Genomic DNA, 16,194 nt, shown 5'->3' on the forward strand with positions numbered 1-16,194 from the left:
CTCTCAGGTGCCCCGGACCGCCCCGGCCAGCCGATCCCCCAGTGCCACCCGCACCCGGTGGTCGGGGTCCCGGCGGCGCGGATGGACCGCGTTCGCGAGGAGGACCAGGAAGGTGTCCGTCGCCGGGTCCAGGACCAGGGACGTTCCCGTGAAGCCGGTGTGACCGGCGGCGCCCCGGCCCGCCAGCGCCCCCATGAACCACGGCTGGTCGACCGCGAAGCCCAGGCCCGGCGGGGTCAGCATCAGCTCCACGAGGTCGGGGCCCAGGATCCGCGCGGTCCCGTAGGCGCCGCCGGACAGCAGGGTCCGGCAGAGGACGGCCAGGTCCCGTGCCGTCGAGAACAGGCCCGCGTGCCCGGCCACCCCGCCGAGCGCCCAGGCGTTCTCGTCGTGCACCACCCCGCGCAGCATGCCCCGGTCCGCCTTGGCCCAGGGCCGCCGCTGGTCCTCCGTGGCCGCCGCCTCCGGGCACGGCCCGAAGGCGGTGGCCGTCATCCCGAGCGGACGGGTGATGCCGTCGCGGACCAGCACGTCGAGGGTGCGCCCGGTGACGCGTTCCAGGACGTACTGGAGGAGCAGCAGATTCAGGTCCGAGTAGCGGTGGGTGCCGGGCGCGCCGACCGGTGCCTCCGCGCGCAGCAGGGCGAGCCGGGCCTCGGCGGAGGGGCAGTCGTACAGCGGGAGTTCGGGCCGCAGCCCGGAGGTGTGGGTGAGCAGCTGCCGTACGGTGACGCCGTGCTTCGCCGCCGCGTGGAAGTCCGGCAGATACGCGCCCACCCGCGCGTCGATGCCGAGGGTGCCGCGCTCCAGCTGCTGCATCGCGGCGACCGCGGTGAACAGCTTGGTGAGCGAGGCCAGGTCGAAGGGGGTGTCCACGGTCGCCGGGACCCGCGCCCCGGGCGGCAGCTCGACGCCCCGGTCGCTCTCCTCGTCGTAGGCCGAGTGGCGGACCGCCCAGCCCGCCGCCTCCGCCAGGGCGATGACCGGGCCGCGCCCGGCGACCACCACGGCGCCGGACGCCCAGGGGCGGTCCCCGGCGACGGCGTCGTGGAGGTCCCGTACGGCATGGCGCAGTTCCGCCGGATCGAGCCCTGCCCGCTCCGGGGTGTCGACGCGCAGTCTCGGTGCGCTCAGCTCTCCTCCCCGAGGAGTTCCGCGCCCGCGCGGCTGCGGGCGGTCCAGGGACGGCACAGTGCCATGAAGCAGCCGAGGGCCACCAGCGCGGCCGCCAGTTGGACGACGGCCATCGGGACGGCGGTGTGCTCTCCGGCGATGCCGACGAGCGGCGAGGCCACCGCGCCGACCAGGAAGGAGGTGGAGCCGAGCAGCGCGGAGGCGGAACCGGCGTGGTGCCGGGTGCGCATCAGGGCCAGCGCCTGGGTGTTGGGCAGGGTGAAGCCCATCGCCGACATCAGCACGAAGAGGGCGGCCGCGACCGGCGCCAGCCCGACCTGACCGAGGGCGCCCGTCGCCATCAGCAGCAGGGCCGCCGCGGCGAGGGCGACGACGGTGAGGCCCGCCGCCAGCACCTTGTCGAGGGCGACCCGGCCGACCAGGACCTTGCCGTTGATCTGCCCGGCGACCACCAGACCGACGGAGTTGAGGCCGAACAGCAGGCTGAAGACCTGCGGGGAGGCACCGTAGATCTCCTGGATCACGAACGGGGAGGCGCTGATATAGGCGAAGAGCGCGGCGAAGGCGAAGCCGCCCGCGAGGGTGTAGCCGGTGAAGGCCCGGTCGGCGATCAGGGCCCGCAGGGAGCGCAGGGTCGCGCCCGCTCCCCCGCCGTGCCGTCCGGACGGCGGGAGCGTCTCGGGGAGCCTTGCCCAGACGAGCCCACCGAGCGCGGCCCCGACGACGGTGAGGACGACGAAGACGCCCCGCCAGTCGGTGAAGCGCAGCAGCTGGCCGCCGATCAGCGGCGCCACGATCGGTGCGACTCCGGAGATCAGCATGAGGGTGGAGAAGAACCGGGCCATGGCCGCGCCGTCGTAGAGATCGCGTACGACGGCCCGCGCGATCACGATCCCGGCCGCGCCCGCGAGCCCCTGCACCAGCCGGAACGCCACCAGCGCCGTCACCGAGGGGGCGAGCGCGCAGAGCGCGGTGGCGACGACGTAGACGGCCAGCCCCGCCAGCAGCGGGCGCCGCCGTCCCCACCTGTCGCTCAGGGGGCCGACCACCAGCTGGCCGAGGGCCATGCCCGCGAGGCAGCCGGTGAGGGTGAGCTGCACGGTCGCGGCGGGCGCGTGCAGGGATGTGGTGACCTCCGGCAGGGACGGCAGGTACATGTCCATGGCCAGCGGGGGTGTGGCGGTGAGGCCGCCGAGGAGGAAGGTGACCAGAACGCCGGTGCGGCGGAGCGCGGCCCCGTCCCCGGTGGGGGCCGCTGCGGGGGGTACGGCGGGGGCGGCGGACGGGGGTGTGCCGGGGGCCGTCGCCTCCGCCGCGGGTATGTGACCGGTGTCCGTGCTCTCCGCTCGGTCTGCGGTGCGGTCCTCCGGCTCGTTCCGGTGGTGCGCGGTGCGGCCGCCCTCGGGCATGGGCCCCTCCCTCTTGTCGCGGTCCGCCCCATGGTCTCAGCTCCCGGGGACCGGCAGGAGTGAGCGGAGGGGCTCCGGCGGCGCTTCGGGCCCGGTGGGCACGGCCGAGGAAGGCAACCGTTCAACCTGCACATACGGAGTGAGGACCTCCGCACTCTCCGTGGTCATGGCGGGCTTATGCTCAACACTCCTCCACCAGAGCTTCACAGTTGGAGCAGTGGGGTTCCGGACCACATCCAGGGGGGCGGCAGCCGTTCCGCGGCCGGCAGGGGGTGGACCTCGCGGGGAATCGCGGGGTGCGCACCGGCCACGGAACGGCTGCCCAGTACCGGAGCCCGGGGGCGGATTCGGAGCCGGGGTCCGCGCCCGGAGCGGGGATCCGATCCGGAGCCGGGGTCCGCGCTCCGAGCCGGAGCCGGCCCGCGCCCGGAGCCGGAGCCCGGGTCCGCGCCCGGTGTCAGCGCCGGTGGCGCCCCTCCTCCGCCACGGTCCGCCGACGGCGCCCGCGCAGCGCGTACGCGCCGCCCGCCAGCAGCGCCAGCACGCCCGTGGCCCCGCCGGCCAGCGCCCAGGTCGAGCCGTGGTGCGCCGGGGAGGCGCCCGTCCGCTCCTTCCCCGCCGGGGCGGGGGTCGCCTTGGAGCCGCCCTCGCTGAGCGGTTCCACCAGGGTGCCGACGGGCCGGGCGGCGCGGGCCTGCCCGAAGCCCCAGTCGAGCAGGGCGGCGGTCTCCTCGTAGACGCCGTTGCCGCCCGGCTCGGGGTGCATCACGGTGACCAGCAGGGTGCGGCCCCCGCGGGTGGCGGCTCCCGTGAAGGTGTTGCCCGCGTTGCTGGTGTAGCCGTTCTTGACGCCGATGATCCCCTTGTAGGCGCCCAGCCCCCAGGCGCCGGTCAGCAGCCGGTCGGTGTTCTGGATCTGGAAGGTCTTGCTGCCGCCCGCCGGGAAGTCGGCGGTCCGGGTGGCGCAGTACCCCCGGAAGTCGGGGTTCCGCAGCCCGTGGCGGGCGAACAGCGTGAGGTCGTACGCGGAGGACAGCTGCCCCTTGTGGTCGAAGCCGTCCGGGCTGACCACATGGGTGTCCAGGGCCTGGAGGTCCTCGGCCCTGGCCTGCATCTCCGCGACGGTCCTGGCCAGGCCTCCGTTGAGATGGCTCAGCACATGCACCGCGTCGTTGCCGGAGCGCAGGAAGACGCCCAGCCACAACTGCTGGACCGTGTAGGTGATTCCGGGCTTGATGCCGACCAGGCTGGACCCGGCGGGGACGTCCGCGAGGTCGGCGTCGGTGACCTTGTGGGTGAGGCCGTGGTCGAACTTCCCGAGCACGGTGTCCGCGAACAGCATCTTCAGTGTGGAGGCGGGGGCGAGCCGCTGGTGCGCGTTGTACGAGGCCAGCACCTCCCCGCTCTCGTGGTCGGCGACGATCCAGGAGCGGGCGCTGAGTCTCTTCGGCAGGGCGGCGGCCCCCTGCACCTGGACACCGGGGCCTCTGAGGCGGGCGCCGCCGATGGCCGCGGTATGGCCAGGGCTCGCGGCGGCGGGGGCGGCGGTCAGCGGCGCGGCGGCGGCGAGGCCGAGCACGGCACGTCGGGACAGTCGCGGTGAGAGCGAAGAGGAATCACGCACCCCGGGACCGTACAAAACAGTCGGCGCCGCGGCACAGCGGGGTAACAAAGGGGTGGCAAAGGACGGGTCATGACGGCGTAGAACACCCGGACGGCGGCCCGGACAGCCACTCCCGGAGGCCGCCCGCCACCCGAACGGCACGGTGGACGGGCCCCGGTGGCCGGGGCGGTGGGACGGTGGAACCGCGGACCGTTCCCGCCGACTGGCCCTGGAGTGATCGTGGACTGTATCGACCGACGTGATGTGGGACTGCTGCTGCTCCGGCTGGGCACCGGCGGGCTGCTGGCGGCGCACGGCACCCAGAAGCTGTTCGGCTGGTTCGGCGGCGGCGGCCTCGAGGGCACCGGGCGGTTCATGGAGTCGATCGGCTACTCCCCCGGCAAGGCCAGCGCGGCGGCGGCCGGGCTCACCGAGACGGGCGGGGGCGCCCTGCTGGCACTCGGTCTCGCGACACCGGCGGCGGGCGCGGCGGCGGCCGGTGCGATGGCGGGGGCGGCGGCGGTGCACGTACCGAACGGTTTCTTCGCCCAGGGCGGCGGCTACGAGTACGCGGCCTCCCTCGCCCTCACGGCGGCGGGCCTGGCGGTCGCGGGCCCCGGACGGCTCTCCGCGGACGCGCTGTTCGGCCAGGCCGTGAACCGCGACTGGATGGTCCCGGCGGCGTTCGCGGTGACGGCGGCGGCCACGGCCCTGGTGGTCGGCGCGCGCAGCAGGAGGCTGCGCAGGAGGGCACAGGGCGAACAGGAAGCCCTGTTCGACGCGTAGCCGCCGGACACGCCGCCTGCTCCGCGCCGCCGCCCGTCCGCCACCTGTCCGCCGGTTGTCCGCCGATCGTCCGCCGACGCGCTACGAGCCGAGGGCCGCACCCCCGGCCGCCCCTGACCCGGCGTCCGCCGACCCCGCACCGCCTGACCCGACGTCCGCCGACCCCGCACCGCCGGACCCGGCGGCCACCCCGGCCTCCCGGCGGCCCTCCGCCCCCAGCGAGCGTGCGGTGACCCGTTCCAGATGGGCCGTGAAGACCTCGCGCGCGTCCGGGGTCATCGTGCGCAGCGCCACCAGGGCCGTGATCACGACGTCGCACAGCTCCGCCTGTACGTCGTCCCAGCTGTGCGTCACACCCTTGCGGGGATTGCGGCCCATCGCGCCGATCACCGCCTGCGCGACCTCGCCGACCTCCTCCGACAGTTTCAGCACCCGCAGCAGCAGGCTGTCCGCGCCGTCGGGCGGGCGGCGCGCGTCCAGCCAGGCGTGCAGCAGACCGATCGACTCCCAGGGGCCCGTGGAGATGTTGTGCACGTCCCTGCCCGGCTCGTCCATACCCGCAGCGTGCCATGCGGCGCCCGGGAAAGGGGGCCGAGCCCCTGAAGGATCGTTTCCGCGGAACTTCTCCCCGGCGAACCGGGCGAGGAACGATCGTGAACAGTTGTCAATGCGTCCAAGTGAGCCGTCCCGAGCGGCTGTTGGCAGTCGCTGACTGATAAGATCATTGGACTTTCAGAAGGCTGGTATCGCGTCATGTGCGCGTCACGGGGGACAGTCTCAGGCCCCATCGCGAAGGAGTAGCCGTTGATCCGCCGATAAGGCCCGCGGCCCGCGATACGGGCCGTGGTCGTACGGCCGACAGCTGCTTCCGCGAGGCGACTTGAAGAGAGTCTCATGACGTCACTGATCAAGGATCCACTCCTGTGGCTCCTGTTGGTAGTACTGATCGCTGCGGCCCTCGCAGTGAATCGGGCCCGGAGAACCAACATGGCTCTCCGGAAACAGAACACCGACCTGGGCTCCGTCCGGGACGGCCTCCATCTGGAGACCCAGCGGCTGCACGCCGAGTACGCGGCACTGCGGGCCGACCAGGAGCGCGCCCTCGCGGAGGTGCGCGGCGACGCGGAGGCGGAGACCAAGGACGTACTCAAGTCCTGGATGCGCAGCCTCCAGGTGCTGGCCGACCAGCAGCAGCGCTCCATCAGCGATCTGGCCAGGCTGAAGTACGGCGACGACGCCCAGGTCCTGGCCGACCTGATGACCATCGACCACACCAACAGCCAGTTCGGGCGGCGTGCGCAGGGCATCGCCGCGCTGTGCGGCGGCTGGCTGGGGCGCCGCGAGACCGCCGCGGCGGTGTACGACGTGGCGCGCAGTGCCACCGGGCGCATCAAGCACTTCGACCGGGTGAAGATCCACAGCCGGGTCAGCGTGCATGTCGCGGCCACCGCCGTGGAACCCGTGGCCGTCGTCCTCGCCGAACTGCTCGACAACGCGACCAACTACAGCGCGCCGGGCACCCCCGTCGAGATCAACATCCAGGCCGTTCCCACCGGTATCTGCCTGATCGTCGACGACGCCGGTCTGGGCATCAGCCAGGAGGAGAAGGACCGCGCCGCCGCTCTGCTGAACCCGGGGGCGCCCGTCTCCATCACCAGCCTCGGCAACCCGCCCCGGGTCGGCTTCGCCGTCGCCGGTGTGCTCTCCGAACGGTACGGCTTCAAGGTGTCGGTCGATTCCGTGTCGCCGTACGGCGGTGTGCGCGCGGTCATCCTTCTGCCGGAGAGCCTCTTGACCAACGAAGCCCCCGAACCCGTGGCCGAGACCGGCCTGACCGCCGACGCGGGCCCGGTGGCGGACACCGCGCGGGTGTCCCGGATCCCGGCCGCGGTGCCGATCATCGGAACGACGGCGGGCGGGCTGCCCAAGCGCCGCAGGACCGTCGCGGTGGTCCCCCAGCCGACCGCCGCGGAGCACGAGCCGATGCCGATGCCGATGCCGATGCCGGAGCAGAACAGCGAGGTGACCGCGTCACGCATCGGGGCCTTCGCACGCGGCACACTGCGCGGGCGCGACACGACCACCACGGAAGGAACTCAAGACCAGTGAAGCCCGATCTGTCGTGGGTGCTCGACGACGTGTTGACGGTGAGCGGCGCCCGCCATGCGATTCTTGTCTCCGCCGACGGCCTGCTCCTGGAACGCTCCAGCGGCATCTCCCGGGACGATGCCGAGAAGAACGCCGCCGCGATGAGCTCGATGCAGTCCCTCAGCCGGGCGGTCGCCCCCTTCGTGGCGAGCGGCAAGGGGGTCTGGAAGCAGACGCTGATGGAGTACGACGGCGGCTGGATCTTCCTGATCGCGGCGGGCAGCGGCTCCTACATGGCGGTCTCCGCCGCTCTGGACGTCGACATGGAGCTGATGTCGATCCGGATGCAGCAGCAGGTGAAGGCGCTGGGTGTCGCTCTGAGTACACCGGAGCGCCAGAACGCCGGTGCTGAGGCATGACCATGCCCGGCGAGGAAGCTCCGGTCTCCAGCGAACTCGTCCGCTCCTACGTCATCACCGGCGGCCGTCGGCTGCCCTCCGCCGACGACCTTTCGCTGCACACCCTGGTCACCCTGGCCCCCGACCGCGAGATGCCCCTGGGAGCCGGCCCGGAGGTACGGGCCATCTGGGAGCTGTGCGGCGGAGGCTATCTGGCCGTCGCCGAAGTGGCCGCGCACCTGGGCCTGCCGGTGGGGGTCGCCCGTCTGCTGCTGAGCGACTTAGCCGAACAAGGACACCTGCTGCGCCGCGCCGCGCCGCCCCCCGCCCAGGCCGTCGACAGAGACCTGATCGAGAAGGTGCTGTATGGACTCCAAACCCGTTTCGCCTGAGACCCGTTACGTCTCGGGCGCGGTGACCACCACCGCGAAGATTCTTGTGGTGGGTCACTTCGCCGTGGGCAAGACAACGTTCATCGGCTCGCTGTCCGAGATCGCCCCCCTGCGCACCGAGGAGAAGATGACGCAGGCGTCCACCCATGTGGACGATCTGCGCGGCGCACCCGACAAGCTGACGACCACCGTGGCCCTGGACTTCGGCCGTCTCACCCTCAGCGACGAGGTGGTGCTGTATCTCTTCGGCACGCCCGGTCAGCAGCGGTTCATGCAGCTGTGGGAGGACATGGCCCGGGGGGCCATGGGGGCGCTGATCCTCGTCGACCCGGTCCGGCTGGCCGACTCGTTCCCGGTGATCGAACTGGTCGAGAAGTACGGCCTCGAGTACTCCATCGCGGTCAACAGCTTCACCCCGGCCGACCAGTACCCGGAGGAGGAGATCCGCGAGGCACTCGATCTCCTGCCCGACACCCCCGTGTCGTACTGCGACGCCCGGCGGCGGGACTCGTCCGCCATGGCGCTGATCACCCTCGTCCGGCATCTCCTCACCCGGTCGGTCTGAGCCGCCCCCTCTCGCCCCCACGCCCGGATCACCCCCGCTCCGGGAACTCAAAGGAACACCTCATGGACTTTCAGCCAGCGGCCGCCCGGTCGGACGCGCCCGCGAGATGCCCCATGCACGGCCAGGACTTCGCCGACGACCCCCATGGCGTCTACGACCGGATGCGCGCGGCCGGTCCCGCCGCTCCGGTGGAGCTGGTCCCGGGCGTGGACGCCACCCTGGTCACCGACTACCAGGCGGCACGGACCGTCCTGCAGAACACCACGGACTTCAGCCGGGACCCCCGTCGCTGGAAGGCTCTCAACGAGGGCCGGATAGCCCTGGACAACCCGGTCCTGCCGATGATGGCGTACCGCCCCAACTGCCTGTTCACCGACGGCGCCGTGCACCTGCGGCTGCGCAAGGCCGTCACCGACAGCCTCGACCAGCTGAACATCAACCGGATCCGCCGGGACGTCGAGCCCATCGCGGCCTTCCTGATCGACCAGTTCAGCGAGCGCGGGCGGGCGGACCTCCTCAACGACTACGCCAAGCTCCTTCCGCTGCTGCTGTTCAACCGGCTCTTCGGCTGCCCCGCGGGCATCGGCGACCGGCTCACCAGCGCGATGTCGGCGATCTTCGAAGGCAAGGACGCCCTCAAGGCCAACGAGGAGCTGACCGCCTGCCTGATGGAGCTGATCACGCTCAAGCGGCGGGAGCCCGGTGAGGACGTCACCTCCTGGCTCATCCAGCACCCCGCCGGGCTGAACGACGAGGAACTCAAGGACCAGTTGGTCATGCTGATGGGCGCGGGCGTCGAGCCCGAGCGCAACCTCATCGGCAGCGCCCTGCTCCTGCTGCTGTCGAGCGGTTCCTCGGCCCGCGACGCCGGGATGCTCACCGAGGAGGCGCTCGACCACGTCCTGTGGAACAACCCGCCCATCGCCAACTACGCCACCCACTACCCCGTCCACGACGTGGACCTGGGCGGTGTGCACGTCGAGGCCAACACCCCCCTGATGATCAGCTTCGGGGCGGCCAACAACGATCCCGCGCTGCGCGAGGCCCGCCAGTCCCTGAGCAGGGGGGCGCATCTGGCCTGGGGCGCGGGCCCGCACGCCTGCCCGGCGAAGTCGCCCGCGACCGTGATCGCCCTGACCGCGATCGAGGCGATCCTCAACGCCCTGCCGGACCTCGCCCTGGAGGTCCCGGCGGAGCAACTGCGGTGGCGCCCGGGACCGTTCCACCGCGCCCTGGCCGCCCTGCCGGTCCGGTTCACCCCGACCCCCGGCACCCGGGTGGCCGCCCTGCACGCCCCCACCGGGGCGTCCCACCCGGCGGCGGAGCAGCCCCGGGCGCATGTCCCGGCACCCCGGCAGGAGACCCGGCCGACCCGAAAGGGATTCTGGAGCACATTCCTCGACGTGTTCCGCGTATGACACTCCGTATGTGACAGGGGCAACACTCGGCGGGGCATGGCCGGAGGTCGAGGAGGGGTAGGTACCGCCGGTACCTCATCGGTAACGCCCTGCCAAAGGAGTCCCGCGTGACCGCTGTTGGCGACATAGGTGGCCCCACCCCCGACCGTCGCGCCGTCATCTCCGTCCTCCGGCGTCTCCGCTCCCCAGAGGGGCAGCGCGCCCCGCTCCCCCTCTGGGCGGAGCTGCGCGCGATGGGGGATGTCGTACCCGCCCCCTGGGGCGGGTACTTCGTCACCGGTTTCGAGGCATGCAGCCAGGTCCTGCGCGGCAGGAACTGGCTGGTGCCGGACATCGCCTGGCAGGAGCGGGGGCCCGACCCGGAGCGCTGGGAGTCCCTCGCCACCCGGGAGATGAGCCACGTTCTGTCCCGGCTCAACGCCCCGGCCCACACCTGCCAGCGCCGCGCCCTCGGCAACCTCTTCGACCGCCGGATCCTGGAGCGGATGCAACCCGAGGTCGAGGAGCACGTCCGCCATCTCCTCGACGACCTCGACACCACCCTGCGCGTCCACGGCGAGGCCGACTTCGTCACCATCGTCGGCGAGCAGCTTCCGGTCCGCACCGTCGGCCACTGGCTCGGCATCCCCACCGAGGACCACGCGCACATCCTGGACATCACCCACCGGCAGGTCCACGCCCAGGAACTCCTGCCCACCGGGAGCGAACTGGCCGTCTCCGCCGAGGCGACCCGCCTGCTCCGGACCTACTTCACGGACCTCGTCCGGCAGCGCCGGGCCCGTCCCGGCAACGATGTCGTCTCCGGCTGGATCCGGCACTGGGACGCCGAACTGCCCGGCGACCGGGAGGCCGCGGACCGCCTTCTGTACTACCTCACGATGTTCCTCACCATCGCCTCCCTGGAGACCTCCGCGACCCTGCTCTCCGTCGCCGTCTGGCTCCTCCTGGAGGACCCGGCCCGCTGGGACTGGCTGCGCCGCCACCCGGAGCACATCGACGCCGCCGTGGACGAGGCCCTGCGCTACGACCCGCCCATCCATCTCAACACCCGGATCGCCGCCGACGACACCGTGCTGGCGGGGGTGCCCATCGCCCGGGACTCGATGGTCCACGTCCTGTACGGCGCGGCCAACCACGACCCCCGCCGCAATGAGAACCCCCACGCCTTCGACATCCTCCGCCCGGGCGCCCATCTCACCTTCGGCGGCGGGGCCCACTACTGCCTCGGCGCGGCACTGGCCCGGCTGGAGGCCCGCACCCTGCTCACCCAGATGCTGGACCGGTTCCCCGGCCTGAAGTCCGCGGCCGCCCCCACCTACGCCCCCCGCATGGTCTTCCGGCGGCTGACCTCCCTGAAAGTGACGACATGAGCGCCCTGCCCCCTTCCACAGGCCAGACCCTCACCACACTGCGGACCGAGCGGCGGGGAGCCGTTCTGACCATCGAGCTGAACGGCCCCGGCCAGGGCAACCCGGTCACCGAGACCCTGCTCGACGAACTGCTCGCCGTGCTCGACGCCCAGGACTCCGGCACCCGGGTCATCGTCCTCGCCGCCGCGGGCCCCGACTTCAGCCTCGGCGGCGACCGCGCCGAGTTCGCCGAGCACCTGTCCCAGGACCCGGCGGGCAGCGGCATCCGCGCCTCCGGCGCCAAGGCGCGCCGGGTCTGCGAGGCCCTCACCGCCAACCCGGCCGTCACGATCGCCCGCATCCAGGGCAGGGCCATCGGCGCGGGCCTCGCCCTGGCGCTCGCCTGCGACCTCAGGGTCGGCGCCGACACCGCGACCTTCCGCCTCCCCGAACTCGCCCTCGGCCTCCCCGCCGCCTGGGGCGGCCTGCTGCCGCGCCTGCTGAGCGAGGCGGGCGCGGCCCGCGTCCGCGAACTGGTCCTCACCGCACGCGCGTTCACCGCGGCCGAGGCCCAGTCCCTCTCCATCCTCCAGCAGGTCGTCCCCGAGTCCGGCCTCGACGCCGCGGTGACGGCCTGGTCCAAACCCGTCCTCCGCCGCTCCCCCTCGGCCCTGCGGGTCACCAAACTCCTCCTCAACGCCCACGCCGCCACCACCCGCCTCGCCGACGCCTCGACCCTGGACTCCGAACTGATGGCCGCGGTCCTGGCAGAGGCCGAATACACCCGCACCACGGGCCAACCGGCCTGAACCTCCGCAAGGCCCGGGGCCCGCGACCCCGGCATGATCCAAACGAGAGCCCCTAACCGCGTTCCGCTCCCCCGCCACCCGCCGGTGCGAGCGCGCGGGCGGGACGGGTCTGCTCGTAGGCGTGTCCGGCGCGCAGCAGGGTCCGCTCGCGCAGGGGCCCGGCGAGCAGTTGCATACCGATCGGCAGGCCCGCCGTGTCGTGGCCCACGGGGACGGACAGGGCGGGCGCGCCGGTGATGTTGGCCGGTGCGGAGAGTCGTACGAAGGCGTCGGAGACACTCTCCACCGTGCCGTCGGGCCAGGTGACCGTCTCCTGACCGGCCTTGACGGCGGTCAGGGGAACCGCCGGGGCGGCGATCACGTCGACCTCCTCCCACAGACGGCTCCACTCCTGCCGCATCAGGGTCCGGGCCCGCTGTGCGCGCAGATAGTCCCCGGCGGACATCAGCTCACCGGCCTCCAGGAGGACACGGACGTCCGCCTGGTACAGCTCGGGGACGGTGCGCAGCGAACGCTCGTGGTAGGCGGTCGCCTCCGGCACCATCAGCCCCCACTGGGTGGCCTGGATGTAGCGGGTCATCGGGATGTCGATCTCGACGAGGTGCGCGCCGAGTGCCTCCAGATGTGCGATGGCGTCCCGCACACCCGCTTCCACCTCGGGGTGGACGTGTTCGAAGTAGTAGCCGCGCGGGACGCCGACGCGCAGTCCGGCCAGGCCTGTTGCCTCGGCCCCCGGCCAGTAGTTCTCGGCGTCATGGGTCAGCGAGGCGGGATCGCGCGGGTCGTGTCCGGCCAGGGCGGTGAGCACCAGGGCAGCGTCCTCGACGGTACGGGTGATCGGGCCGACGTGGTCGAGCGACCAGGACAGCGAGGTGACGCCGTGGCGCGGGACAAGACCGTAGGTGGGCTTGAGCCCGACAACTCCGTTGAGTGCGGCGGGCACCCGGATGGATCCGCCGGTGTCGGTGCCCAGGGTGAAGGTCGCGGCACCGGAGGCGACGGCGACGGCGGAGCCCCCGCTGGAGCCGCCCGCGACCCGTCCGCCGTCCCAGGCGTTGCGGGTCTGCGGGGTGGTCAGGCCGTAGGCGAACTCATGGGTGTGCGTCTTGCCGACCAGGATCGCCCCGGCCTCTGAGAGGCGTTGGGCAACCGTGCTGTCAGCCGCGGCGAGGTGCCCGCCGCGGACCCGGGAGCTGGCCGTGGTGGCCATCCCGGCCACGTCGATCAGGTCCTTCAGCCCCATGGGGATGCCGAACAGGGGGCCGGGCCGCAGCCCGGCCTCGAGCCGGGTCCCGGCCTGCCGCGCCGCCCGGCGCGCCTGCTCGGCGGTGAGGGAGGCATAGGCGTGCACCTGCGGATCCACCTGCTCGATGCGCGCGAGCACGGAGTCCACCAGCTCAAGGGGGGACAGCTCCCGGGCCCGAATCGCCCGGGCGGCTTCGGTGAGGGTGAGCTCAAACGGCTGCATCGCGCTTCTCCCCTCCGGTGCGGTAGGCGGAGGCGGGCGGCGTGTCCCCGAAGTCGAGTTCCCGCAGCGTCGCCACGACGGTGTGGATGTGCTGGGCTACGGCGGCGATCTCGGCGTGCCGGTCGGCGTGCAGCGGCAGCCCGGCACGACCGGACCAGCGGCCCGCCTCGGCCGGGGTGAGTGGAGCGATGGACATGGACGGCCCTTTCCTGGTGGTCGGCTGCCTGCCGTCGACACGGGCACGACGGAGTGAGCCCACCAAAAGCAAACGGTTTGCTTTAGGTGACCGTAGACCCCCAGGGGCACCTAAAGCAAACAGGTAGCTTTAAGCGAAGGTGGGACGTACCCCCAGCCCGGCAGTCCAGCCGAGCAACACAGTCCAGCCGAGCAACACAGTCCAGCCGGACCGGACACAGTCCAGTCAGGCGACAAAGGCGGCAAGGAGCTTGTCGGCGAGGCGGTCGAGGTAGTCGGGGCCGGTCGGGGTGCGGACGACCGCGAGCCGCCAGTAGAGCGGGCCCGCGAGGAGGTCGAGGGCGAGTTCGCGGTCCACGTCGGAAGGCAGTTCACCGCGCTCGACCGCCCGCTCCAGCAGACGGGTGGCCTTGCCGCGGCGGGTGTCGCGGACAGCGGCGAAGAGCGCCTGTTGCAGCTCGGGGTTGCGAGCACTCTCGGCGAGCAGGTCGGGGACGATCCGCGAGGGCAGCCGATGGCGCAGCGCGCCATCGAGGTCGGCGAGGAGAGCGAACACATCGCCGCGCAGGGTGCCGCTGTCGACATCCTCGGGCGCGTCCACCGCGGCGGCGGAGACGAGGGCGACGGCCATCTCCAGCTTGGACGGCCAGCGCCGGTAGATGGCGGCCTTGCCCGCCCCGGCCCGCTTGGCGACCGCCTCCAGGGAGAGGCGCGCATAGCCGACCGACGCCAACTCCTCGAAGAAGGCGGCCGAGATCGCCTCGGTCACCGAGTCCTGAAGCACGGGCCCTCCGGGCAACCGACGCTCGGGGGCGGGAGCGGGATTCTGGGGTGCGGACGACTGAGGCATACCCCGAACTTACCACTAGACGGAACGCTGGCGTTCCGCCTAGACGGGGGCGCGTACGTCCGGCCTGGCTGCGCGGGTGAGAGGGGGCCGCCGAGCGCGGTCGGCGCCATCGCCGACCGCGCTCCTACGGACGGGCACCGGGCCGGCGCCCGAGAGACCCTGCTGCGCGCCCCTCCCTGCGCCGGGAGCACCGGATCACCTGACCCACTACGCTCCGGACATGGACGACGAATCGCTCTCCCGGTGGGCCGAGCGCCGCGACGCGCGGATCGGACAACTCCGCGCCGTACCCCTCGTGCCAGGCGACGGCCCGAGGGCATCGCATCTCAACCCCGATGCGCCCCGCGTGATCCAGCGGTGGAACGGCCATGCGTGGGAGCGGCACGGCTTCGCGGCGAACCTCGCGGAAGCAAAAAGCGTCCTGTTTCCGCAGGCCGAGGCTGCCTCCACTCCTGAGGCAGCACCGAAGCTCGGCCCCGGGACCGGCAGGCATCGGAAGCCTCCGGCAGCCTGACAATCAGGGAAGGGTAGGGGCAGACGAGTCGGGCTGTACGCCGGATTTTGTCGCCCGGTTGCCTCGCGGCGGCCGGGGAGACGGCCATCCATCTAGGACCAGCGTTGCCGCTGGCCTCGTGCGGTCTACCCGCGGACTCGGGCGGGCAGCCCTCGAACGTCCGCGCAGAAACACCGGAGTGTTTCCTTTTGACCTTGCTCCGGGTGGGGTTTACCTAGCTGCCCAGGTCACCCTGGGCACTGGTGGTCTCTTACACCACCGTTTCACCCTTACCGAGGACCGAGATCCCCGGCGGTCTGCTTTCTGTGGCACTGTCCCGCGGGTCACCCCGGGTGGCCGTTAGCCACCACCCTGCCCTGTGGAGTCCGGACGTTCCTCGGGAAGGTCCACAAGAACCTCCACGCGGCCGTCCGCCCGGCTCGTCTGCCGTAACGACCATGGTACCGGGCGCCCGCGTCCTCCTGGTGCAGAGGTCCGGAGGTCAGAGGAAGTCCGCCGTCTCGAGGTCGAAGGCGAAGGGCTCCGGGAGGGGAAGCGGTTTGCCGAAGGGGATCGCGCAGTGCTGGCGGTAGTCGCCGTGCTCCGGCTCGCTGAACAGCGTGACCGACGAGGTCTCGCGGTCGACCAGGAGGTAGAGCGGGACGCCGCCGCGGGCGTAGCAGCGTCGCTTGCCCTCGCGGTCGATGCCGGGCTTGGTGGAGGTCACCTCGAGGACCATGGCCACGCCCTCACAGGGCATCCAGGAGTCGGCTCCGCGGAAGATGCGCAGATCCCGGGGAGCGAAGGTGCCGTCGGGGATCACATGGTCCTTGGGGCAGCCACCACCGCCACGCAGTTTCAGGCCCTTGTTCCCGGAGAAGTCCATGTCCGTCCGGGAGCGGCGGACCACCTGCTTCATGATCAGGCTGATGCAGTCCTCGTGGTCCCCGTCCGGCGGCGGGGTCGCAACGATCTCCCCTTCGATCAGTTCGGCCCGGAAGCCCTCCGGGGTGTCGAGGGTCTGGAAGATCTCCAGCAGGCCCTCCGCCGGCGTGAGCGGCTCAGACTGGGACATCGGGGGATCACCTGTCCAAGGGGTCGGGAACCGTTCCCTCGATCGTGGCACAGGGGCGGGGTCAGCGGGTGGTGTCGGGGGCAGGGCGATGGCGGCGGAGGGGCGGGGTGATCGCGGCGGAGTGGAGGTGTCGTACGTCGTAATCTGGCGCGAGGTCTGTTG

Annotated in this window: 16 protein-coding genes, 1 other RNA gene and 1 pseudogene; 9 read left to right on the top strand and 9 right to left on the bottom strand. The window is 72.2% G+C overall.

Annotation, left to right across the window (positions count from 1 at the left end; translation table 11 throughout):
* Positions 1–3 precede the first annotated feature (3 nt).
* The 3 genes from ACIHAA_RS15525 to ACIHAA_RS15535 all read right to left on the bottom strand — a co-directional run bounded on the left by ACIHAA_RS15525 (position 4) and on the right by ACIHAA_RS15535 (position 4,167).
* Positions 4–1,191 carry a serine hydrolase domain-containing protein gene (locus tag ACIHAA_RS15525; protein WP_399817172.1) on the bottom strand — a complete coding sequence of 396 codons (1,188 nt, stop codon included), beginning with the start codon at positions 1,189–1,191 and terminating at the stop codon, positions 4–6.
* Positions 1,131–2,543, bottom strand: coding sequence for a multidrug effflux MFS transporter (locus tag ACIHAA_RS15530; RefSeq protein WP_399817174.1), 1,413 nt, complete (start codon positions 2,541–2,543; stop codon positions 1,131–1,133). The genes ACIHAA_RS15525 and ACIHAA_RS15530 overlap by 61 nt, the downstream gene beginning before the upstream one ends.
* Positions 2,544–3,000: 457 nt before the next feature.
* Entirely contained in the window at positions 3,001–4,167 is a 1,167-nt protein-coding gene (locus tag ACIHAA_RS15535) for a D-alanyl-D-alanine carboxypeptidase family protein (protein WP_399817176.1), read from the bottom strand.
* A 219-nt stretch (positions 4,168–4,386) separates the two neighbouring features.
* Here ACIHAA_RS15535 and ACIHAA_RS15540 point away from each other — a divergent pair, with 219 nt between their 5' ends.
* The gene (locus ACIHAA_RS15540; RefSeq protein WP_399817177.1) at positions 4,387–4,932 is read left to right on the top strand and encodes a DoxX family membrane protein; all 546 of its coding nucleotides are present in this window, start codon (positions 4,387–4,389) and stop codon (positions 4,930–4,932) included.
* A 210-nt stretch (positions 4,933–5,142) separates the two neighbouring features.
* On the opposite strand, the pseudogene ACIHAA_RS15545 reads toward ACIHAA_RS15540, so the two are convergent.
* Positions 5,143–5,487, bottom strand: a pseudogene (locus tag ACIHAA_RS15545) (MazG-like family protein); the annotation flags it as partial.
* A gap of 339 nt (positions 5,488–5,826) precedes the next feature.
* Here ACIHAA_RS15545 and ACIHAA_RS15550 point away from each other — a divergent pair.
* From ACIHAA_RS15550 to ACIHAA_RS15580, 7 genes are all read left to right on the top strand, one after another.
* Positions 5,827–7,041, top strand: coding sequence for an ATP-binding protein (locus tag ACIHAA_RS15550; protein WP_399817180.1), 1,215 nt, complete (start codon positions 5,827–5,829; stop codon positions 7,039–7,041).
* Entirely contained in the window at positions 7,038–7,439 is a 402-nt protein-coding gene (locus ACIHAA_RS15555; protein WP_399817183.1) for a roadblock/LC7 domain-containing protein, read from the top strand. Before ACIHAA_RS15550 ends, ACIHAA_RS15555 begins: the two co-directional genes overlap by 4 nt.
* Complete coding sequence (locus ACIHAA_RS15560; RefSeq protein ID WP_399817185.1) at positions 7,436–7,810, top strand: DUF742 domain-containing protein; 375 nt, start codon at positions 7,436–7,438, stop codon at positions 7,808–7,810. Before ACIHAA_RS15555 ends, ACIHAA_RS15560 begins: the two co-directional genes overlap by 4 nt.
* The gene (locus ACIHAA_RS15565) at positions 7,785–8,375 is read left to right on the top strand and encodes a GTP-binding protein (protein ID WP_399817187.1); all 591 of its coding nucleotides are present in this window, start codon (positions 7,785–7,787) and stop codon (positions 8,373–8,375) included. Before ACIHAA_RS15560 ends, ACIHAA_RS15565 begins: the two co-directional genes overlap by 26 nt.
* Positions 8,376–8,488: 113 nt before the next feature.
* A complete protein-coding gene (locus tag ACIHAA_RS15570) occupies positions 8,489–9,793 on the top strand; it encodes a cytochrome P450 (RefSeq protein ID WP_399817428.1) in 1,305 nt (434 codons plus the stop codon).
* Between the two features lie 107 nt (positions 9,794–9,900).
* Positions 9,901–11,163 (top strand): cytochrome P450, encoded by a 1,263-nt coding sequence (locus tag ACIHAA_RS15575; RefSeq protein WP_399817188.1) that lies wholly within the window; start codon positions 9,901–9,903, stop codon positions 11,161–11,163.
* Positions 11,160–11,951, top strand: a complete 792-nt coding sequence (locus ACIHAA_RS15580) for an enoyl-CoA hydratase/isomerase family protein (protein WP_399817190.1) — start codon at positions 11,160–11,162, stop codon at positions 11,949–11,951. The genes ACIHAA_RS15575 and ACIHAA_RS15580 overlap by 4 nt, the downstream gene beginning before the upstream one ends.
* A 52-nt stretch (positions 11,952–12,003) precedes the next feature.
* On the opposite strand, the gene ACIHAA_RS15585 is transcribed toward ACIHAA_RS15580, so the two are convergent.
* From ACIHAA_RS15585 to ACIHAA_RS15595, 3 genes are all read right to left on the bottom strand, one after another.
* Positions 12,004–13,419: an amidase gene (locus tag ACIHAA_RS15585; protein ID WP_399817192.1), complete on the bottom strand. Its 1,416-nt coding sequence runs from the start codon at positions 13,417–13,419 to the stop codon at positions 12,004–12,006.
* Positions 13,406–13,615, bottom strand: a complete 210-nt coding sequence (locus tag ACIHAA_RS15590; RefSeq protein WP_399817194.1) for a hypothetical protein — start codon at positions 13,613–13,615, stop codon at positions 13,406–13,408. The genes ACIHAA_RS15585 and ACIHAA_RS15590 overlap by 14 nt, the downstream gene beginning before the upstream one ends.
* A 225-nt stretch (positions 13,616–13,840) precedes the next feature.
* Positions 13,841–14,398 (bottom strand): TetR-like C-terminal domain-containing protein, encoded by a 558-nt coding sequence (locus tag ACIHAA_RS15595; RefSeq protein ID WP_399817196.1) that lies wholly within the window; start codon positions 14,396–14,398, stop codon positions 13,841–13,843.
* A 286-nt stretch (positions 14,399–14,684) separates the two neighbouring features.
* Here ACIHAA_RS15595 and ACIHAA_RS15600 point away from each other — a divergent pair, with 286 nt between their 5' ends.
* Positions 14,685–14,978 carry a DUF6087 family protein gene (locus ACIHAA_RS15600; RefSeq protein ID WP_399817198.1) on the top strand — a complete coding sequence of 98 codons (294 nt, stop codon included), beginning with the start codon at positions 14,685–14,687 and terminating at the stop codon, positions 14,976–14,978.
* Between the two features lie 20 nt (positions 14,979–14,998).
* On the opposite strand, the gene rnpB is transcribed toward ACIHAA_RS15600, so the two are convergent.
* Positions 14,999–15,400: RNase P RNA component class A (rnpB, locus tag ACIHAA_RS15605), an RNA gene on the bottom strand.
* 59 nt (positions 15,401–15,459) lie between these two features.
* The gene (locus tag ACIHAA_RS15610; protein WP_399817200.1) at positions 15,460–16,032 is read right to left on the bottom strand and encodes a Uma2 family endonuclease; all 573 of its coding nucleotides are present in this window, start codon (positions 16,030–16,032) and stop codon (positions 15,460–15,462) included.
* Between the last annotated feature and the right edge of the window lie 162 nt (positions 16,033–16,194).

The organism is Streptomyces sp. NPDC052040 (assembly GCF_044548405.1).
Lineage (GTDB): Bacteria > Actinomycetota > Actinomycetes > Streptomycetales > Streptomycetaceae > Streptomyces.